This window comes from Paractinoplanes globisporus DSM 43857, assembly GCF_000379645.1.
Lineage (GTDB): Bacteria > Actinomycetota > Actinomycetes > Mycobacteriales > Micromonosporaceae > Actinoplanes > Actinoplanes globisporus.
In genome coordinates this window covers 55,584-75,620 of the sequence record NZ_KB903327.1, presented here as the reverse complement: position 1 = coordinate 75,620, position 20,037 = coordinate 55,584, and the positions used below count along the sequence as shown (strand labels likewise).

Below are 20,037 nucleotides of genomic sequence, written 5' to 3'. Positions count from 1 at the left end.
CCGGCCCTTTTCTCCCCGTGCTCTCCGGCCCGGCACCCCCAGGGCCGGAGAGCCCCCCGAACGAGGAGTCGACCCATGAGAAGACAGTTCTGGTTGGCGTCCGCGCTCACGCTCGCCGTCGCGGCCGGCCTCACCGCGGTCGCCACCACCGCCGAGGCCGCCGCCGGGTGCCGGGTCACCTACACCGTGACCAACCAGTGGCAGGGCGGGTTCGGCGCCGACGTGACCATCACCAACCTCGGAGATCCGCTCACCGGCTGGCAATTGTCCTGGGCCTACGCCGCGGGCCAGACGGTGACCCAGCTGTGGAACGGCACAGTGACCCAGTCGGGAGCGCAGGTGACCGTCACCAACACCGGATACAACGGCGCCCTCCCCACCGGCGGCACCGCAAACTTCGGCTTCAACGGAAGCTGGACCTCCAGCAACCCGGCGCCGGCCGGCTTCACGCTCAACGGCGTCGCCTGCACCGGATCCACCACGCCGACCTCAGCACCGACCACCGATCCGACCACGACCCCGACCACCGCGCCGACCACCTCGGCCCCGCCCCCCACGGACCCGCCGACCAGCGCGCCGAGCACCTTCAGTAATCCGGTCGTGTGGCAGGACTTCGCCGACGGCGACATCATCCGGGTCGGGGACGTGTACTACTACTCGGCCTCGACCATGCACTACTCGCCGGGCGCGCCGATCCTGCGCTCGTACGACCTGGTGAACTGGGAGTACGCCGGGCACTCGGTGCCGCGGCTGGACTTCGACTCGAGCGCCTACGACCTCAGCGGCGGCCGGGCGTACGTGAAGGGCATCTGGGCCTCGGCCTTCAACTACCGGCCGAGCAACAGCACGTTCTACTGGCTGGGCTGCACCGAGTTCAACCGCACCTATGTGTACGCCTCGACGGCGATCGGCAGCGGCTGGGGCAAGAAGGCCCGGATCAACAAGTGTTACTACGATGCCGGTCTGCTGTTTGACAACGACACCCCGTATGTCGCCTACGGCAACACCACGATCAGCGTCGCCCAGCTCGCGCCCGACCTGACGTCGGAGGTGCGGTCGCAGACGGTCTACACCACCCCGTCGAGCATCGGCACGCTCGAGGGCTCCCGGATGTACAAGCGCGGAAACTACTACTACATCTGGCTCACCCGGCCCGCCAACGGCCAGTACGTGCTGCGCTCGACCAGCCCGTGGGGCCCGTACGAGCAGCGTCAGGTCCTGCTGAACCTGCCCGGCCCGATCTCCGGCGGCGGCGTGCCGCACCAGGGCGGTCTCGTGCAGACCCAGAACGGCGACTGGTGGTACATGGCGTTCACCGACGCGTACCCGGGGGGCCGGATGCCGACCCTGGCCCCGATCACGTGGAGCAGCGACGGCTGGCCGGTCCTGCAGACCGTCAACGGCCGCTGGGGCGCCACCTACCCGAGGCCGAACCTGCCCTGGCACCCGCTGGCCTCGATGACCGGGTCGGACAGCTTCACCACCGGCGCCCTGGGCCCGCAGTGGGAGTGGAACCACAATCCCGACACCAGCAAGTTCAGCGTCGGCAACGGGCTGCGGCTGTCCACGGCCACCGTCACCAACGATCTCTACAACGCCCGGAACACGCTGACCCGCCGCATTCCGGGTCCCTCGTCGACCGCGACGATCCAGCTGGACTACACCGGCATGGCCAACGGTGACCGGGCCGGGCTGGCGATGCTGCGCGACCAGTCGGCCTGGATCGGCATCCGCAAGGACAACGGCGCCACCCGGGTGTCGATGACCAACGGTTTGACCATGTCGACCAGCGGCTGGACCACCACCGGCACGGGCACCGAGCAGGCCGGCGCGACGGTGTCCGGCGGGAAGATCTGGCTGCGGGTGTCCGCGAACATCCAGCCCGGATCCGGCCGGACCGCCGGCTTCTCGTACAGCACGAACGGCAGCACCTTCAGCCCGCTCGGACCCGCTTTCACGCTCAACAACGACTGGCAGTTCTTCATGGGCTACCGGTTCGGCGTCTTCAACTACGCCACCAGCGCGCTCGGCGGCTCCGTCACCGTCAACCAGTTCGCCGTCTCCTGAAACGAGGAACCGTGATGTCCATCCGTAAACTCGCCGGTGGGGTGGCGGCCGCCATGCTGGCCATCGCCGCGGCGGTGGCAGTCATGACCGCGGCGCCCGCCGACGCGGCGGTGACCGCCGGCTGCGGCAAGGCGCCGACGCTGACCAGCGGCACCCGCACCATCTCCAGCGGCGGCCAGAACCGCACCTACATCCTGCGGGTGCCGGACAACTACAACCGCAACCAGCCGTACAAGCTGATCTTCGCCTTCCACTGGCTGAACGGAACCGCCGCCAACGTCGTGAGCGGTGGCTACTACGGGCTCCAGCAGCTGTCGAACAACTCGGCGATCCTGGTCGCCCCGCAGGGCATCGACAACGGCTGGGCCAACACCGGCAACCGGGACCTCACGCTCGTCGACAACCTCACCTCGTTGATCGAGGGCGACCTCTGTGTCGACACGTCCCAGCTGTTCGCGCTCGGCTGGAGTTACGGCGGCTCGATGAGCTACGCCGTCGCGTGCGCCCGGCCCACCGTCTTCCGGGCGGTCGCGGTGCTCTCCGGCGCCAACCTCAGCGGCTGCAGCCCCGGCACCCAGCCGGTCGCCTACCTCGGGATCCACGGCATCCACGACAGCGTGCTCAACATCTCGCTCGGCCGCTCGATCCGGGACACCTTCGTCCGGAACAACGGCTGCACCTCGCAGAATCCGCCGGAGCCCGCCCAGGGCAGTCTGACCCACATCGTGACCGCGTACGCGGGCTGTCGCGCCGGATATCCGGTGGCGTGGGCGGCGTTCGACGGCGACCACACCCCCGAGCCGGTGGACGGAACCACGTCGACCAGTGGCGCCCGGACCTGGGTGGGCGGCGAGATCTGGAAGTTCTTCTCGCAGCTGTCCAGCACCACGCCGACCTCGTCCCCGCCGACGTCACCCTCGTCCCCGCCGACCTCGCCGACCTCGCCCCCGCCCACCTCGTCGCCCACCGGCCAGCCCGGCGCCTGCTCCGCGGTGTACCGGATCACCGGCCAGTGGCAGGGCGGATTCCAGGGCGAGGTCACGGTGACGGCCGGTTCCACCGCCCTGACCGGGTGGCGGGTGAGCTGGACGTTCGCGAACGGCCAGACGATCAGCCAGATCTGGGGCGGCCGTAACACCGCCAGCGGCAGCACCCAGACCGTCACCAACGAGACCTGGAACGGCACCGTCGCCGCGGGCGCGTCCACCACCTTCGGGTTCCTCGGCAGCTGGAACGGAACCAACAGCGTGCCCTCGGCGAGCTGCTCGGTGGCTTAGTCGCACGGGGGGATGAGGGGGTGCCGCCGGATCGTCCGGCGGCACCCCTGCTTTTGGGCCCGTTCATCGACGTCGACCGCTTGACACGGCCGAAACGGCGCCGATACATTTAGGAAAACGATTTCCTTTCACGAAGTCCGAGGTGAACGCTAATTTCGGACCGTGAAAGTACACGCGTTTTCCTACCCGCCGACCTCGGTTCGCGCCGCTCCCTCGTGCTTGAACTCGGGTCGAGACCTGGGCCGCCCGTCCACACCGCGGCCTGGTGCCGGCTCCAAGCGGGACGAAGCAGGAACCTCGACGAACGGAGACGAGCAGGATGATCCGATTCATGCGAACGACCGGCCCCAGGCGGGTCCGCCGCCCGTTGGTCGCGGCAGCCGCCGCCGGCCTCCTCGGCCTCGGGCTGACGGCGGCGCCCGCCTCGGCGGCGGCCGCCTCGGCAACCCTGGTGGTGAACGCGAACCAGGTGCTGCGGTCGGCGACCCACGTGGCGACCGGCAGCCTGTACGGGCTCGCGAACGCGACCCAGCCGACCGTCGCCCTCGCCCAGGCGATCAAGCCGAACACCTTCGTGCAGATGCCGGCGGGCGGCAAGCAGCAACCCACCGGCGACATCTCGGTGGTGGCGCCGACCGCGGTCAGCGTCGGCGCGAAACTGGTCAACCGGCTGTCGGACTACTACGCCGGCTGGCCCTATCAGTTCAGCTGGAGCACCTGGACGCCCTTCATCACCTCGCAGATCAACGCGATGAAGTCGTCGTCCTACTACAACAACATCTCCGCGTACGAGCTGTGGAACGAGTCGGACAACACCTGGAAGTCGGCCAACGGGACGTACGAGTCCTTCTGGACCACGACCTTCCGGCAGGTCCGCTCGATCGACGCCGGCAAGCCCATTCAGGGCCCGAGCTTCTCCGACAACATCAGCGACATGGAGAACTTCCTCCGCAACGCGGTCGCCACCAACACCGTGCCCGACATCCTCGCCTGGCACGAGCTGTCCAGCTCCTCCAAGATCGCCGGTGACGTGGCCAAGGTCCAGGCACTCGAGGATCAGCTCGGCATCAGCCGGCGGCCGATAGCGATCGAGGAGTACGCGTCACCGAGCGAGGTCGGCCTGCCCGGTCCGCTCGTCGGCTACATCTCGAAGTTCGAGCGGCTCGGCATCCGCGACGCCGAGCTGGCCTTCTGGAACCAGTCCGGCACCCTCGGCGATCTGCTGACCGCGAGGGGCGGCAGCCCGAACGCCGCGTACTGGCTCTACACCTGGTACGCGGCCATGAGCGGCAACATGGTGGTGACGAACCCGCCCGCGCAGACCGGCATCGACGGGTTCGCGTCCGTGCCGTCCGGCAACAACCAGGTGAGCATCGTCGTCGGCAACTGCAACGGGTCGTGCGCCGTCACCGTCAACGGGCTCAACGCGCTCAGCCTCGGCAGCACCGTCACCGTGAAGGTCGAGCAGACCGTGTCCCAGGGCCGCACCGTCGCGTCCGGCGGCCCCAGCACGATCTCGAGCACGACCTACACCCCGTCCAACGGCACCATCAGCGTTCCGATCACGATGGCCACCAACAACGCGTACCGCATCACCATCACGGCCGGTTCGACGAGCCCGAGCCTCGCCGGCACGTACCGGATCACGAATGTCAACAGCAGCCTGCGTCTCGCCACGCTGAACGGCAGCACGGCCTGGGGCACCTCGGTGATCCAGGAGACGGCCGGCAGCGGCTCCTCCCAGGTCTGGACCCTCGTGGCCGACGGCTCCGGGCACTACAAGATCGTCAATCAGGCGGGCAGTGTGGTCCTCGGCATCCAGAACCAGTCGACCACGCAGGGCGCCCCGGCCCTCGTGTGGGGAGACACCGGCACGCCCGATCACCTGTGGACGATGACCCCGGACGGCGCCGGCCACTACAAGATCGTGAACGTCAACAGCAACCTGATGCTCGGCGTCACGAACATGGCCACCACCTCCGGCGCCCAGGTGCTCCAGTGGGGCGACAACGGTACGGCCGACCACCTCTGGACCCTGACCAGGGTCTGATGACGATTCCGGCGGGTGCGGTCCGGGCCGACCGGGCGGCACCCGCCGTTCTTGCGAAAGCAATTCGCCGCCGGAATGGCACTGAACAAACGTTACGTGAACGCCGACCGGCCGTATCGACGATTGCCACTTGTCCACGCGGAAACATTCTGGCAATGTCACGAATCGAACTTGTTAACGTTCCCATCCCGTCCCCCTCGGCGAATCTTCAACTCCCCCGGTTAGTTGAATGCTCGATTGTTATCGCTAACACGTGCCGATTCGTCACCTCGCTCCGAGCGGCCCCGCCGCGGAAGGAGGCACCCCCGTGCAGAGAAGAAGACGATGGTTCGTCAATGCGGCACTCGGCGCCATGGCCATCGCGATCGGCATCACCGTCCCGGCCGGCAGCGCGGCCGCGGAGTCGAACGGCGGCGTCAGGGTCATGCCGCTGGGTGACTCCATCACCGAAGGCACCCAGGTCCCCGGCGGTTACCGCATCGGACTGTGGCAGCGGATGGCCGCCGCCGGCTACCGGGTCGACCTGGTCGGCTCGCAGTTCAACGGGCCGGCCGCTCTCGGCGATCACGATCACGAAGGCCATCCCGGGTGGCGGATCGACCAGATCGACGCCAACATCACCGGATGGCTGGGCAGCACCAGCCCGCGCACCGTGCTGCTGCACATCGGGACCAACGACGTTCTGCAGAACTACAACCTCGGCGGCGCGCCCGGCCGTCTGTCCACTCTGATCGACCACATCACCGCGGCGGCGCCGTCGGCGGACGTGTTCGTGGCGACGATCATCCCGTTGAGCTCCGCGAGCCAGGAATCGGCCGGGCGCACCTTCAACGCGGCTGTTCCGGGAATCGTGCAGGCCAAGGCCAACGCGGGCAAGCGGGTCCACCTGGTCGACATGCACGCCGCCCTGACCACCGCGGATCTCATCGACGGCATCCATCCCACGGCCACCGGCTACGACAAGATGGCCGCCGCCTGGTACGCGGCATTGCGCGCGGTTCCCGGCACCATCGGCGACCCCGGTACCCCCGGCACCGGCGGCGCCCTGGTCGGCGTCGCCTCCGGCCGCTGCCTCGACGTGCCGGGCGGCAACACCGCCAACGGCACCCAGCCGATCATCTGGGACTGCAGCGGCGCCACCAACCAGCGCTGGACCGTCAACGGCCAGGCCCTGCAGGCCCTCGGCAAATGCCTGGACTCACCGACCAACGCCACCGCGGGCGCCAAGGCACAGCTGTGGGACTGCCACGGCGGCACGAACCAGCGGTGGAACCTCAACTCCAACGGCACGATCAGCAATGCGCAGTCCGGGCTCTGCCTGGACGTCAGCGGCAATGCCTCGGCGAACGGCACCCCCGTCGTGCTGTGGACCTGCACCGCGGCCGCGAATCAACTCTGGACGAGGCGGTAACCATGAGACGTCTGAAGACCGCGCTCGCCGCGGGACTGCTGTTGCTGTCGGGCGCCCTGACCGTCGTATCCGCCCCGGCCGCGCAGGCCCTGGAGAACGGGGTGGCCCGGACCCCGCCGATGGGATGGAACAGCTGGAACACCTTCGGGTGCAACATCAACGAAACGCTGATCCGGCAGATGGCCGACGCCATGGTCAGCTCCGGGCTGCGCGACCTGGGCTACCAGTACGTCGTGGTCGACGACTGCTGGTTCAACCCGAATCGCGACTCGGCCGGCAACCTGCAGGGCGACCCTTCCCGCTTTCCCAGCGGCATGAAGGCCCTCGGCGACTACCTGCACGGCAAAGGCCTGAAGTTCGGCCTGTACGAGGTGCCGGTGGACAAGACCTGCGCCCAGTACTTCAGCTCCTACCCCGGCGCGACCGGCAGCCAGGGCCACGAGGCCCAGGACGCCCGGCAGTTCGCCGCATGGGGCGTCGACTACCTCAAGTATGACTGGTGCTCGCCCAACGGGACCATCAACGACCAGGTCGCCACCTTCGCCAAGATGCGCGACGCGCTCGCCGCCACCGGCCGGCCGATCGTCTACAGCATCAACCCCAACAGCATCCACGCCAAGACCGGGCCCCAGCGCAACTGGGGCGACGTGGCCAACATGTGGCGCACCACCGAGGACATCACCAACGCCTGGGACACCGGGCAGGCCAACGGCTACCCGATGGGGATCCGGAACATCGTCGACGTGACCGTGCCGCTCGCCGGGTACGCCCGGCCCGGCGCCTTCAACGACCCCGACATGATGGAGGTCGGCCGGGGCGGCATGACCGACACCGAGATGCGCAGCCATTTCGCGCTCTGGGCGATGCTCGCCTCGCCGCTGATCGCCGGCAACGACCTGCGCTCGATGACCTCGGCCACCCAGGCCATCCTGAAGAACCAGAACCTCATCGCGATCAACCAGGACACCTTCGGCCTGCAGGCCACGCAGATCTCGAACGACGGCACCCGCCGGGTGCTGGCCAAGCGACTGTCCAACGGCGACGTCGCGGTGGCCCTGTTCAACCAGGGCAGCGCGACGACGACCGTCTCGACCACGGCCGCGGCCGTCGGCAAGTCCGGCGCCTCGTTCACCCTGCTCGACGCCTGGACCGGCGCGACCGCCACCACCACCGGGACGATCAGCGCGACGGTGCCGAGCCACGGCACCACGGTGTACCGCGTCAGCGGCGGCGGAACCGGTACCCCCTCCGGCGCCACCACCCTGGTCAGCGCGGCGTCCGGCCGCTGCCTGGACGTGCCCAACGGCAACACCGCCAACGGCACCCAACCGGTCATCTGGGACTGCAACGGTGGCGCCAACCAGCGCTGGACCGCTTCCGGGCAAAGCCTTCAAGCGCTCGGCAAGTGCCTCGACGCCCCGGTCAACGCCGCCGCCGGCGCGAAAGTACAGCTGTGGGACTGCAACGGCGGCACCAACCAGCAGTGGACGGTCAACTCCGACGGCACGATCCGCGGCACGCAGTCCGGCCTGTGCCTCGACGTCGACCACAACCTCACCGCCAACGGCACCGTCGTTCTGCTGTGGACCTGCAGCGCGGCCGCCAACCAGCGGTGGTCCCGCGTCTGACCCCCGCCCTTTCCCCAAGGAGTCCCCTTGCGCTCCAAGCTCATCGGCAGCCTCATGACTGTCGCGATGCTGTGCCTGGCCGCCCTGTTCGCGCCGGCCGCGCACGCCGACAACCCGATCGTGCAGACCATCTACACCGCCGATCCGGCGCCGCTGGTGTACAACGGCCGCGTCTACCTCTACACCGGGCACGACGAGGACAACTCGACGTACTTCACGATGAAGGAATGGCGAGTCTATTCGTCGGCCGACATGGTCAATTGGACCGACCACGGCTCGCCGCTGAGTCTGGCCAGCTTCAGCTGGGCCAGCGCCAACGCCTGGGCCGGGCAGACGATCTACCGCAACGGCAAGTTCTACTGGTACGTGCCGATGACCGTGCGCGCCACCGGCCAGATGGGCATCGGCGTGGCCGTCTCCACCAGCCCCACCGGTCCGTTCACCGACGCGATCGGGCATCCCCTGGTCAGCAACGGCCAGATCGACCCGACCGTGTTCGTCGACGACGACGGCCAGGCGTACCTGTACTGGGGCAACCCGGATCTCTGGTACGTCCGGCTCAACGCCGACATGACCTCCTACTCGGGCAGCCCCACGAAGATCCCGCTGACCACCGCCGGGTTCGGGACCCGCACCGGGGATGCCAACCGGCCGACCCTGTTCGAGGAGGGGCCGTGGGTGTACAAGCGCAACGGCCTCTACTACATCGTCTTCGCGGCGAAGTGCTGCTCGGAGTTCATCGCCTACTCGACCGCGCCCGGTCCGACCGGGCCGTGGACGTACCGCGGCACCATCATGCCGACCCAGGGCAGCAGCTTCACCAACCATCCCGGCGTGATCGACTTCAACGGCGGGTCGTACTTCTTCTACCACAACGGCGCGCTGCCCGGCGGCGGCGGTTACACCCGGTCCGTGGCGGTGGAGAAGTTCAGCTACAACTCGGACGGGAGCATCCCGACGATCACCATGACCACGGCCGGAGCGCCGCAGAACGGCACTCTCGACCCGTACGTGCGTCAGGAAGCCGAGACCATCGCCTGGAGCTCGGGCGTCGAGACCGAGCCGGCGAGCGAGGGCGGCATGAACGTCGGTTATATCGACAACGGCGACTACATCAAGGTGAAGGGGGTGGCGTTCGGCGCCGGCGCGACATCGTTCTCGGCACGGGTCGCCTCGGCCGCGTCCGGTGGCAAGATCGAGCTCCGCCTGGGCGGTACGAGCGGCACGGTGGCCGGCACCTGCACCGTCCCCGGCACCGGCGGCTGGCAGACCTGGACGACGATCACCTGCCCGGTCAGCGGGGCCACCGGCACGCAGGACCTCTATCTGCGGTTCACCGGCGGCAGCGGCTCACTGTTCAACGTCAATTGGTGGCAGTTCAGCGGCGCCGCCGGGAGCAGCGACGCGATCACCAACGGCAACACCGAGAACGGCACGACCGGCTGGCGGGTCTTCGGCAGCGGGACGTTGTCGTCGAACACGAGCGTGGTGCACGGCGGCTCCCGATCCCTCGCGATCACCGGCCGTACGGCGTCCTGGAACGGCATCGCCCAGGACGTGACCTCGCGCCTGACGAACGGCAAGACGTACACCACCAACGCGTGGATCCGAACCCAGAGCGGCACCCCGGCGGCGCGCGCCACCCTCGCCGTCGCCGCGGGCGGCTCGACCAGCTATGTCTCGCTGACACCGGCGACGACGGTCAACTCCGGCGGCTGGACGCTGCTGTCCGGCACGGCGGCCGTCTCGTGGAGCGGGAGCCTGTCGAGCGCGACGCTCTACGTCGAGACGGACTCCGGCACCGACGGCTACTACCTCGACGACGTATCGCTGCGATAGCGGGCGACCGGCGCGGCTCGACGTCCCGATGTCGAGCCGCGCCGTCGGCCCGGACTCAGGCGATGCCGCAGGCGTTGCCGTTGAGCGTGAACGCGGACGGCTTGCCGGTGTTGCCGGTGTGGGTGGCCTGGAAGCCGATGGTCACCGATCCGCCGGCCGGGATCGCGCCGTTGTAGGACGCGTTCCGGGCGGTCACCTGGCCGGAGGACGGCGAGTACGTGGCGTTCCAGCCCGAGGTGATGGTCTGCCCGCCCGGGAGCGTGAAGACCAGCGACCAGCCGTTGACGGCGGCGGACCCGGTGTTGGTGATGGCGAGGTTCTCGGTCAGGCCGGTGTTCCACGCGTTCACGGTCGCCGTCACGCGGCACGCGCCCTGGGAAGGCGGGCTGGTCGGCGGCGAGGTCGGTGGCGTGGTCGGGGGAGTGGTCGGCGGGGTGGTCGGGGGAGTGGTCGGCGGGGTGGTCGGGGGCGTGCCGCCGGTGAGGCCGAAGAACGCGATCGCCGACGCGGCCATGCCCGTCCCCGGCAGGGTGTGCCCGGCGCCCTGGATGCTGTACGCCTCGACCTGAACCGTGCCGGAGCTGTCGGCAAAACGGCGCCGGTTCCAGCCGGACTGTGGCGTGTCGGTGGACGTCGGCGTCTGACTCAGCCCGAACACGTTGGTCCACTGCTCGATCTCCTCCTGCAGCAGCGAGTACGGCACCAGGGTGTCACTGGTGCCGTGCCAGAGCTGCATGCGCGGGCGCGGGCCGGAGTAGCCCGGGTACGCCTGGCGGACCGCGTCGCCCCACTGCTGCGGGGTCCGGTCCATGCTGCCCCCGGTGCACTTGCTGGTGCCCGGCGGGTAGTCGGCGGCGTTGGCGAAACAATTGAACGGCACACCCATGAACGCCGCTCCGGCCTTGAAGACGTCGGGGTAGAGGGCGAGCATCTCGTTGGTCATCATCCCGCCGGACGAGCTGCCGGTCGCGTAGATCCGGTTCGGGTCACCGCCGTACTGCCGCTCGGCGTACGTGATCATCGAGACGATCGACACCGGATCGCTGCCGCCGCCGCGCCGTTTGGCCGCGTCCGACCAGGTGTCGAAGCAGTTGCCGAACCCGGCCTGCTGGGTCGCGCTGGGATAGATGACCAGGAACCCGTACCGGTCGGCCAGCCCGGCGAACTCGCTGCCGGAATAGAAGCCGGGTCCCGAGCCGCCGCAGCCGTGCATGGCCACCACGATGGCGGGGTTGGCCGGGCGGGAATCCGGGACGTAGATGTGCATCCGCATGCCGCCGGGGTTGTCGCCGAAGGCGGTGACCTCGGTCAGCGAGGCGGCGAACGCGGGCCGCGCCGCCGGCACGGCCAGGCCGGCGACGGCCAGCGACATGGCCGCCACGAGCAGGATCTTCCGTCTGATCTTCATCGTCTGGCTCCTTCGATTCCCGCGCAGGCGGGCGGGACCGGTCGCGCGGTGGACTGCGCGATCGGCGGGCTGGATTGAGGGGTACGCGTGGGGGGAGTCGGCCGAGAGAACGGCCGCGCCGAGGTGGTGCATGACATGCCGCGTGCAACGCGCATCAGGACAACGAGCGTGTCCGGGTCCACCACCATCGCGTGACACTTATCATTCACTCGGGACAAGCAACTGTCAATCGATGTACCTCGATCAAATGACCGGCCCGGCCTTTAGAGTCGTCGTTGTGACCAGCCCGTACGACATCGACGAGATCTTCCCGGAGGAGGCCTCCGGCGCGGTCCGGCTGCCGCGGCGGCAGGCCGGCAACTCGCCGCAGGGCCTGGCGATCACCCTGCTGGCGGACTACACGCTGCGGTCGCGGGCCTGGCTGCCGTCGGCGGCCATCGTCGCTCTGCTGGCCGAGGCCGGAATCAGTCCGGCCGGCGCCCGGACGGCGATCAGCCGGCTCGCCCGTCGCGGCGTGCTCGAGAGCCGCCGCCAGGGCCGGCACAGCTCCTACCGGCTGACGGCGGCGGCCGCTGCCTTCCTGGTGATCGGCGGCGGCGCCATCGTCGCGGGAGCGGCAACGCGGTCGTGGGACGGGCAGTGGACGCTGATCGCCTTCTCGCTGCCGCAGGAGGAGGGCGCGCTCCGCCGGGGACTGCGCAGCCAACTGCGGTGGATGGGATACGCGCCGCTGTACGACGGGCTCTGGATCTCCCCGCACCAGCTGACCGAGAAGACCAAGGCGCGGCTGGCCGAGCTCACCCTCGGCACCCTGACCGTCTTCCGCGCCCGGCACGTCGAGCTGGACGCGGCGATCCGCCGGAATCCGCTCGACGCCTGGGACACCGCGGAGATCGGGCGGCAGTACGAGTCCTTCATCCGGCACTGGTCCGCGACGCCGACCCGGATGGCCGCCGGGCAGATCGCCGGGCCGGAGGCGGTCCGGGCCCGTACCGAGGTGATGGACACCTACCGCCGACTGCCCATCCTCGACCCCCAGTTGCCCGTACGGCTGCTGCCGCCGGGATGGTTGCGCGAGCCGGCCCGTGGCCTCTTCGTCGCCGTCTACGACGGTCTGGCCGAAGCCGCCGAGAGCCACGTACGCGCGGTGACCGGTCGGCACGCCGGCGGGCAGATCTCCGGCATACGCGCGCACACCGTCGCCGACCTGACGACCGGCTTCTCCTGACGACCGGACACCGACAGCGGGCGGCCGTTGATCGGCGCCGCCTGTAGAGTGCTTGTACTAAAGCGCTTTGCGGCATCGGGCCGCGGCGACGGCGGGAACCGGGGCGGGACGTTGACGGCGGGACATCGAGTCACGATCTACGAGGTCGCCGAGCGCGCGCAAGTCAGCATCTCGACCGTCTCCAACGTGCTGAACAAGCCGGACCGGGTCAGCCCGGCGACCCGCGAGCGGGTGCTCGCGGTCGTCGACGACCTGGGGTTCGTGCCCAAGGTACAGGCGGTGAGCCTGGCCCGGCAGGGTACCGGCCGGATCGGCGTGATGGCGCCCTTCACCTCGTACGGCTCCTATCTGCGGCGGCTGTCCGGGCTGCTCACGGTGGCGACCGAGCTCGAGATCGACGTGGTGGTCTTCGACCACGAGTCGGCGGCCCTGGCCTCCTCGCCGGTGCTGGCCAGCATGCCGGTGCACGGCCGGCTGGACGGGCTGATCGTGATGGGGCTGCGCATCGAGGACGCCATCGCCGACCGCCTGCGCGAGCGGCGTCTGCCCACGGTGGCGGTCGACGCCGACAGCGCGTTGTTCAGCCGGGTGGTGATCGACGACCGTGGCGGCGGACGCCTGGCCGGCGAGCATCTGCGCGATCGCGGCCATCGCCGGGTCGGTTACGTTCTCGAGCGGCAGGTCTCGGACTACGAGTCGCAAGCGATCAAGCGACTGGCAGGCTTCCGCGAGGTGGTCGCCGCGGCCGGCGGCGAGGTGGTCGTGACGGACAGCGGCAACTCGGTCGACGACGCCCGGCAGGCCGCCGCGGACCTGCTCGATCGGCCGGACCGGCCTACCGCGATCATGGCGCACCACGACGCGCTCGCCGTCGGGGTGCTGCTGGCCGCGCGTGACCGCGGGCTGCGTGTCCCGCAGGACGTCGCCGTCATGGGCTTCGACGACGGTGAGCTGGCCACCGCCGCCGACCTGACCACGGTGCGCCAGCCGTTCGAGGAGTCCGGCAGCACCGCCCTGAGCGTGCTGCTCGGCCATCTCGGCGGCTCCGACCTGCGATCGACGACGGTGCTCGACGTCCGCCTGGTCAAGCGCTCGACCACCTGACCGGCGATCCGGCCTTCCCGCGGCGTCCGGCGCTCGCGCATAAAAGTGCTTCTAGAGAATCTCTTGACACTGTCTTCGCCGTGCGGTTTCGTGCATGTAACGCGGAGCCGCACCCGCTGGTTCGCCGAGGAGGTGTCCATGGACCTGGATCCGGCCGTACTCGCCCTGGATCTGACCCTCCAGGGAATGCGTAACTCCGGTGTAAGCGACGAATACGGCATTACGGTCGGCGAGATGGAACTGTGCCGCGATGGCTCGATGGTGACGGCGCCCCGCCAAGCACACGCGCGGTAGGCCCGCGCTTCCGACAGACCTGATTCCGCCGGCCCTCCCTCCGGCCGGAGAGGAACCTCTCGCAAGGAGTAGCAATATGTCAGCAAAAAGAATAAGAAAACCCGTCCTTGCGGCACTGGGTAGTGCCGCCGTACTGCTCGCCACGGCCTGCAGCGCGCCCGGCGGCGATGCCGGCTCGACCACCGGCGGTGCCACCAGCGCGGCCGCCGTGGCCACCTCGTGCGGAAGTGGCCCGGTCACGCTCAAGGGGTATTTCGAGACGGGCTTCCCTCTGCCCAAGCAGCTGGCCGACGAGTTCACCAAGCAGTTCCCGAACGTCAAGTGGGACATCCGTGAGGACCAGTTCGCGGTCATCACGCAGAACGCGCCGCGGGTGCTGGCCGACGACCCGCCGGACCTCATGCGTCTGCCGCAGGTTTCCGAGCTGGTCAAGGACGGCCTGCTGAAGAACCTCGACGGCTACGCGCAGGCGTACGGCTGGGACAAGTGGCCCGCCTCGCAGCTGGAGCAGATGCGGGTCGGCTCCAACGGTCAGCGCGGCGACGGCCCGCTCTACGCCCAGGGCCTGAACTTCAGCATGACCGGGGTGTTCTACAACAAGAAGCTCGCCGCGCAGATCGGGATGACCCAGGCGCCGGCCACGCTGGCCGACCTGGACTCCGCGCTGCAGAAGGCCAAGGACGCCGGGATCACGCCGATCAACCAGTTCAACGGCGGCGCCACCGGCGGACTGGCCTTCCCGCTGCAGAACCTCATGGCCGCGTACGGCGAACCGGGCCCGATCAACGACTGGATCTTCCAGAAGCCGGGCGCCACCATCGACACGCCCAGCAACCTGCAGGCCACCCAGCACCTCGAGAAGTGGATCAAGGCCGGTTACTTCGCGTCCGACATCAACTCGCAGGACTACGCGACGATGATGAGCCGCTTCATCGGCGGCAAGGCGCTGTTCATCTTCGACGGCGACTGGGAGTCCGGGAACCTGGACAAGCAGATGGCCGGCAACGTCGGGTTCTTCCTGATGCCACCGTCGCAGGCCGGTGGTAAGCAGGCCGCGATGTCGGCGCCGCTCACGTACGGGATCAGCGCGAAGGCCGCGAACGCCGACTGCGCCGCGTTCTTCCTCAACTGGGTGGCGACCAACCAGAAGGCGCGCGACATCGACGTGTCGGTGGGCGGATCGCACCCGATGGGCCCGTCCGACGCGTACATGCCGCCCGTGAAGGAAGGCTCGATCACGGCCGCCACGCTGGAAGCCGGCGCCACCATCGGCAAGGACAACGGGTCGATGGACTTCATCGCGAACGCGACCGGGGCCATCTACGCCAAGAGCTGGACGCCGCAGCTGCAGAAGCTCGCGGCCGGCCAGCAGACACCGGACGCGCTGCTCAAGTCGGTGCAGAAGGACTACGAGAGCCAGGTCAAGGGCTGATGCCGGCCCCGGTCACGGGACGGCGCGCGCGTCGCGCGCGCCGTCCCGGCGCCTGGCTGGGCTGGCTGTTCGTGGCCCCCGCGGCCGTCATGTACGCCGTCTTCGTCCTGCGCCCGCTCGGCCTCACCGTCCAGTACTCGTTCTACGACTGGAACGGGATCGGCGCGTCCACCTGGGTCGGGCTGGAGAACTACGCCCGGTTGTTCACCGAGCCCGAGCTGTTCGCGACGATCGTGCACGCCTTCGAGCTGATCCTGTTCTTCAGCCTGATCCCGGTGCTGCTGGGACTGTTCGTGGCGGCCACCATCCGCGGTATCGCGCAGAGCCGCCTGGCGCTGGTCGCCCGTACGGTGCTCTTCCTGCCGCAGGTCATCCCCCTGGTCGCGGCCGGGATCATGTGGAGCTGGCTGTTGTCCTCCACCGGCCTGGCGAACCAGCTGCTGTCCGCGGTCGGGCTGGGCGGGGTGACCCGCGCCTGGCTCGGCGACTTCGGCACCGCCCTGCCGGCCGTGGGCGTGATCGGCGCCTGGGTGCTGGTCGGGCTGTGCACGCTGCTCCTGCTGGCCGGGATGAGCAAGATCGATCCAGCGCTGTACGAGTCGGCCCGCCTCGACGGCGCCGGCCCGGTCCGCGAGTTCTTCGCCATCACGCTGCCCAGCCTGCGGCAGGAGATCGGCGTCTGCGTCACGGTGACCGTGATCGCCGCCCTGGCCAGCTTCGACGTCGTCTACATCTCCACCCAGGGCGGCCCCGGCAACTCCACCATGGTCCCCGGACTCGAGATCTTCTACCTCGCGTTCTCGGAGCGCGAGGTCGGCCGGGCGTCCGCCCTGGCGGTCGTCCTCATCGTCCTCGTTCTGGCCTGCGTCCTGCCCATCCAACGCCTCACCAGGGACGGATCCCGATGATCGTCAATCGCCGCGAAGTCCTGACCGGGCGGATCCTGCTCGTCCTGCTCATGGCGATCACCGTGGTGCCGTTCCTCAGCCTGTTCGTCACGGCGCTGCACCCTGCCGGGACGTACCCGTCGGGATTGTCCTGGCCGGCTCATCCGCACTGGGGGAACTTCACCGACGCCTTCCGGGCCGCGCACATGGGCGAGTTGCTGCTCTCCAGCGTCCTGATCGTGGCCGGCGTCGTCCCGATCTCGCTGCTGCTGGGCACGATGGCCGGCTTCGCCTTCGGCCACCTGCGCATGCCCGGTCACCGCGTCGGCTTCCTGATCTTCGTGCTGGGCCTGACCCTCCCGTTCGAGGGCATCATCACCCCGCTTTACTACCAGATCCGCGACCTCGGGCTGCTGAACACCCGATGGGCGATCATCCTGCCGCTGATCGGCCTGTTCATGCCGTTCTCGGTGCTGTGGATGCGGGCGCACTTCGTCACGATGCCCGACGAGCTGTCCGAGGCGGCGCGGATCGACGGCGCCGGCACCTGGCAGCTGTTCTGGCGCGTACACGTCCCGCTGTCGCGCCCGGCGCTGTCGTCGCTGGCGATCCTGCTGTTCCTCTGGACCTGGAACCAGTTCCTGCTGGCCATCGTCCTCGTCGACGACCCGGCCAAACGGACCATGGCCGGCGCGCTCGGCGCCTTCCAGGGCCAATGGGGGACCGACATCCCGCTGCTGTGCGCGGGCTCGTTGCTCATTCTCGCCCCGACGCTGGCGGTCTTCCTGATCTTCCAGCGACGCTTCGTGGCCGCTCTCCTGCAAGGTTCGATCAAGGGATGACCGCCCCGCACCGCCTCACCGACGCCCAGGTCCGGGACTTCATCCGCTACACCGATACCCGGCGCTGGCCGCTGCTCGGGCGCTTCCCCGTCGGGGAGGAACTGCACAGCGAACTGCTCGCCCAGATGCTCGGCTCTTCCCGGGACACCGTGCGGTCGATCGTCGGCGAATTCGCCTCGCGGGCCCGCCGGACCGCGGAAGAGATGCTCGCCGACCGCCGCTTCCGCGACTCGATCCGGGCGCTGCCGTTCGGGCCGGGGGACCGGGTCGTCGGAGTCGGCGACTCGGTCACCGCCGACCGGCTCGGCTGGTTCGAGCTGCTGTCCGCCGCGGCGGCGCTCGGCGGGCGGTCCGCCGGTGACATGGTCAACCTGGGCGTCAGCGGGAACACCACCGCCGACGTGCTCGAGCGATTCGACCTGCTGGAGGAGGCCCGGCCCAGCCATGTGCTGCTCATGCTCGGCACCAACGACGCCCGCTCGCACGGTCGCGCCGTCGCCTACCGCATGGTCAGTGCGGCGGAGACCGAACGCAACTTCCGTGCGCTCGTCGACCTCATCGTCACCGGGCTCGGCGCCGGCGTCACCGTCATCACGCCACCGGCGGTGGATCAGCGCCGCATCGACACGTCCTTCGCCGAGGCCGCCGTGGGATGGCGTGCCGACGATGTCGCCGAGGTCGCTGGCATCGCCCGTAAGGTCGCGCCGGCCGGCATCGATCTGCACGGCCTGACCAGCGATCACGTCGGGGGAGATTTCCTCGAGGCCGACGGCGTCCATCCCACCCCGGCCGGCCAGCGGCTCATCCTGACCCGCGTCGTCGCTCATCTCGCCGAGAGGCCGGCCACGATCGGCAGGCGCCGATGATCCCGGTCGAAGGCGCCGGGGTCCCGGTCCACCGTCCGGGCGCCCCGACGCCGGTCAGCCGGCGGATCGGGCCGGGACCGGAGTGTCGCCCCAATCGTGCCAAAGCGGCTCCGGTCAGTTCAAGATCCGACCATTCGGAAGACCCGTGCATAGCAGTTTTTCATCGGGCCATTACGGTCAGCCCAGCGGCGGCCGTACGAAGAATGAGCTGTCCGCGCGGAATTCCGCGCTCCCGTCGTACTGGTCGATCCACATTTGATCGCCGACATGGCGCAGGAAGAAGTTGCGGTAGTTGAACGATTCCAGCGAGATCGAGCCGGCGAGGAAGCCGGCGCGGGCGCAGAACGTCGCGTCCTGGCGGAACAGCACTGTCCCCTCGTCCGGGCTCAGCCGCAGCCGGAACGAGGAATGCCGTAGGTAGCGGCCGTCCGGCCGGCGGAACGAGAAGCACGACGGGTCGGCCAGGCCGGCGACGGCTCGCAGGCCGGCCCGTTCCCGCGCGGCCGGGTCGCTCGACGGGCCGACCGCGGCGAGCACGCCGGTGTCGCCCGTGACGGCGACGTATCGTCCAGCCGTGCCGGCCGATTCCAGCGAGACCCGGCCGATGGCGAGCGTTCCGGCCGTGACGCTGGGTGGAGGGCCGGCCGTGCCGGTCAGCCCGGGCGGGGGCGGCGCCGACCTGGTCCAGCCGGTCGTCGGGACGGTGACGCCGACGGCCAGGATGCCGGCGGTGACCGTGGCGGCGACCGGGTGTGCGGCCGCCGCCTGGACCGCGCGGCCCAGCCAGGAGACGACACCCGACGCGGCCGTCGCGCCCGAGCCGGCCGCCGCGCCGGTCGCGAGCGCCTTGGCCGCCACCGCGGCCGCGAGCGCGACCGGGACGGGCAGAAGGAACAGCCCGGTCATGAGCCGGTCGGTGGGCAGCAGCCGTCCGGTGGCGCGGGCGCACACCGGGCAGGACGACACGTGGCGCGCGAGCCGCTTGCGCCAGTACGGACTCGGCGTTCCGTCCCATCCGGCCATGAGGTCGCCGAGCACGTCGCAGCCGGGCATGGCCTCCAGCGCGGCGACGATCTGCCGGCTGGACTCGAGCTGTTCGCGCATCCGCTGCATCCGTACGCCGGCATACGCGATGGTCATTCCGAGGGCGGAGGCGACTTCGGCCCGGGTGAGCTCGCCGGCCATTTCCAGCCACCACAGCGAGAACGCCGTACGCTCGTCCGCGCCCATCCAGGACAGCGCGTGTCCCACCTGCTTCCGTTGACCGGACAGCTCCACCCGCAGCAGCGCCGGTCCTTCCACCTCGGCGCCGGCGTCCGGGCGGCCTATCGCGACATCCAGCGGAGCCTGACGGTGGGCAGCGAGATCCTCCCGGGACAGGTGGGTGCCGATCTGGCGTACGGCGATGGCGGCCAGCCACGGCCGGAAGCTGCCCGCCGAGCGCAGGTCCGGAAGCTGCCGCAGGGCGCGTACCAGCACGTCCTGCACGACGTCGTCGACCGCCGGGTCATCGTGCAGCGCGCGCCGGACGAGGTTGTAGACCATCGGCAGGTGCCGGCGGATCAGTTCGTTCAGTGCGGACCGGTCGCCGGCCCGCGCGGCGACGACGAGCGCGTCATCGCCGGCGCGGGACGGTTGAACCAACACGATGTCCTGACTATGACAAGGGAAAGTGAACGCTCACATTCTGCGACCACATGCTAT

Annotated in this window: 15 protein-coding genes; 13 read left to right on the top strand and 2 right to left on the bottom strand. The window is 69.5% G+C overall.

The genetic code is table 11. The features are described from left to right. The first annotated feature begins 75 nt into the window (after nt 1–75). The 6 genes from A3CQ_RS0137070 to A3CQ_RS0137045 all read left to right on the top strand — a co-directional run bounded on the left by A3CQ_RS0137070 (nt 76) and on the right by A3CQ_RS0137045 (nt 10,272). Nucleotides 76–2,067, top strand: coding sequence for a family 43 glycosylhydrolase (locus A3CQ_RS0137070; RefSeq protein WP_026206629.1), 1,992 nt, complete (start codon nt 76–78; stop codon nt 2,065–2,067). Nucleotides 2,068–2,081: 14 nt separating this feature from the next. Continuing rightward, the gene (locus A3CQ_RS0137065) at nt 2,082–3,344 is read left to right on the top strand and encodes a CE1 family esterase (RefSeq protein ID WP_020516019.1); all 1,263 of its coding nucleotides are present in this window, start codon (nt 2,082–2,084) and stop codon (nt 3,342–3,344) included. 331 nt (nt 3,345–3,675) lie between these two features. After that, nucleotides 3,676–5,394, top strand: coding sequence for an RICIN domain-containing protein (locus tag A3CQ_RS0137060; protein WP_157296793.1), 1,719 nt, complete (start codon nt 3,676–3,678; stop codon nt 5,392–5,394). A gap of 307 nt (nt 5,395–5,701) precedes the next feature. Continuing rightward, a complete protein-coding gene (locus A3CQ_RS0137055) occupies nt 5,702–6,805 on the top strand; it encodes a ricin-type beta-trefoil lectin domain protein (protein WP_245577506.1) in 1,104 nt (367 codons plus the stop codon). A gap of 2 nt (nt 6,806–6,807) precedes the next feature. Next, nucleotides 6,808–8,433 carry a glycoside hydrolase family 27 protein gene (locus A3CQ_RS0137050; RefSeq protein ID WP_020516016.1) on the top strand — a complete coding sequence of 542 codons (1,626 nt, stop codon included), beginning with the start codon at nt 6,808–6,810 and terminating at the stop codon, nt 8,431–8,433. A 27-nt stretch (nt 8,434–8,460) separates the two neighbouring features. Continuing rightward, nucleotides 8,461–10,272 (top strand): family 43 glycosylhydrolase, encoded by a 1,812-nt coding sequence (locus A3CQ_RS0137045; RefSeq protein WP_020516015.1) that lies wholly within the window; start codon nt 8,461–8,463, stop codon nt 10,270–10,272. A 55-nt stretch (nt 10,273–10,327) separates the two neighbouring features. Here A3CQ_RS0137045 and A3CQ_RS0137040 read toward each other — a convergent pair whose 3' ends face one another. Beyond that, nucleotides 10,328–11,680 carry an extracellular catalytic domain type 1 short-chain-length polyhydroxyalkanoate depolymerase gene (locus tag A3CQ_RS0137040; protein ID WP_020516014.1) on the bottom strand — a complete coding sequence of 451 codons (1,353 nt, stop codon included), beginning with the start codon at nt 11,678–11,680 and terminating at the stop codon, nt 10,328–10,330. Nucleotides 11,681–11,957: 277 nt separating this feature from the next. Here A3CQ_RS0137040 and A3CQ_RS0137035 point away from each other — a divergent pair, with 277 nt between their 5' ends. From A3CQ_RS0137035 to A3CQ_RS0137005, 7 genes are all read left to right on the top strand, one after another. Further along, on the top strand, nt 11,958–12,908 hold the full coding sequence (locus A3CQ_RS0137035; protein WP_020516013.1) for a PaaX family transcriptional regulator: 951 nt from the start codon (nt 11,958–11,960) through the stop codon (nt 12,906–12,908). Nucleotides 12,909–13,019: 111 nt separating this feature from the next. After that, a complete protein-coding gene (locus tag A3CQ_RS0137030) occupies nt 13,020–14,012 on the top strand; it encodes a LacI family DNA-binding transcriptional regulator (protein ID WP_020516012.1) in 993 nt (330 codons plus the stop codon). 138 nt (nt 14,013–14,150) lie between these two features. Beyond that, complete coding sequence (locus A3CQ_RS0137025; RefSeq protein WP_157296790.1) at nt 14,151–14,306, top strand: hypothetical protein; 156 nt, start codon at nt 14,151–14,153, stop codon at nt 14,304–14,306. 76 nt (nt 14,307–14,382) lie between these two features. Next, the gene (locus A3CQ_RS0137020; RefSeq protein WP_026206628.1) at nt 14,383–15,738 is read left to right on the top strand and encodes an ABC transporter substrate-binding protein; all 1,356 of its coding nucleotides are present in this window, start codon (nt 14,383–14,385) and stop codon (nt 15,736–15,738) included. After that, nucleotides 15,738–16,646, top strand: a complete 909-nt coding sequence (locus A3CQ_RS0137015; RefSeq protein WP_020516009.1) for a carbohydrate ABC transporter permease — start codon at nt 15,738–15,740, stop codon at nt 16,644–16,646. The genes A3CQ_RS0137020 and A3CQ_RS0137015 overlap by 1 nt, the downstream gene beginning before the upstream one ends. Continuing rightward, on the top strand, nt 16,643–17,467 hold the full coding sequence (locus A3CQ_RS0137010) for a carbohydrate ABC transporter permease (RefSeq protein WP_020516008.1): 825 nt from the start codon (nt 16,643–16,645) through the stop codon (nt 17,465–17,467). The genes A3CQ_RS0137015 and A3CQ_RS0137010 overlap by 4 nt, the downstream gene beginning before the upstream one ends. Then, nucleotides 17,464–18,333, top strand: a complete 870-nt coding sequence (locus A3CQ_RS0137005) for an SGNH/GDSL hydrolase family protein (RefSeq protein WP_020516007.1) — start codon at nt 17,464–17,466, stop codon at nt 18,331–18,333. Before A3CQ_RS0137010 ends, A3CQ_RS0137005 begins: the two co-directional genes overlap by 4 nt. 177 nt (nt 18,334–18,510) lie before the next feature. Here the strand turns inward: A3CQ_RS0137005 and A3CQ_RS0137000 are convergent, their stop codons facing one another. Next, nucleotides 18,511–19,980 (bottom strand): sigma-70 family RNA polymerase sigma factor, encoded by a 1,470-nt coding sequence (locus tag A3CQ_RS0137000; protein WP_245577505.1) that lies wholly within the window; start codon nt 19,978–19,980, stop codon nt 18,511–18,513. Between the last annotated feature and the right edge of the window lie 57 nt (nt 19,981–20,037).

Coding starts and splice junctions, on each gene's coding strand:
- A3CQ_RS0137070 (WP_026206629.1), top strand. CDS start 76: ATGAGAAGACAGTTCTGGTTGGCGTCCGCGCTCACGCTCGCCGTCGCG.
- A3CQ_RS0137065 (WP_020516019.1), top strand. CDS start 2,082: ATGTCCATCCGTAAACTCGCCGGTGGGGTGGCGGCCGCCATGCTGGCC.
- A3CQ_RS0137060 (WP_157296793.1), top strand. CDS start 3,676: ATGCGAACGACCGGCCCCAGGCGGGTCCGCCGCCCGTTGGTCGCGGCA.
- A3CQ_RS0137050 (WP_020516016.1), top strand. CDS start 6,808: ATGAGACGTCTGAAGACCGCGCTCGCCGCGGGACTGCTGTTGCTGTCG.
- A3CQ_RS0137040 (WP_020516014.1), bottom strand. CDS start 11,680: ATGAAGATCAGACGGAAGATCCTGCTCGTGGCGGCCATGTCGCTGGCC.
- A3CQ_RS0137025 (WP_157296790.1), top strand. CDS start 14,151: ATGGACCTGGATCCGGCCGTACTCGCCCTGGATCTGACCCTCCAGGGA.
- A3CQ_RS0137020 (WP_026206628.1), top strand. CDS start 14,383: ATGTCAGCAAAAAGAATAAGAAAACCCGTCCTTGCGGCACTGGGTAGT.
- A3CQ_RS0137015 (WP_020516009.1), top strand. CDS start 15,738: ATGCCGGCCCCGGTCACGGGACGGCGCGCGCGTCGCGCGCGCCGTCCC.
- A3CQ_RS0137010 (WP_020516008.1), top strand. CDS start 16,643: ATGATCGTCAATCGCCGCGAAGTCCTGACCGGGCGGATCCTGCTCGTC.
- A3CQ_RS0137005 (WP_020516007.1), top strand. CDS start 17,464: ATGACCGCCCCGCACCGCCTCACCGACGCCCAGGTCCGGGACTTCATC.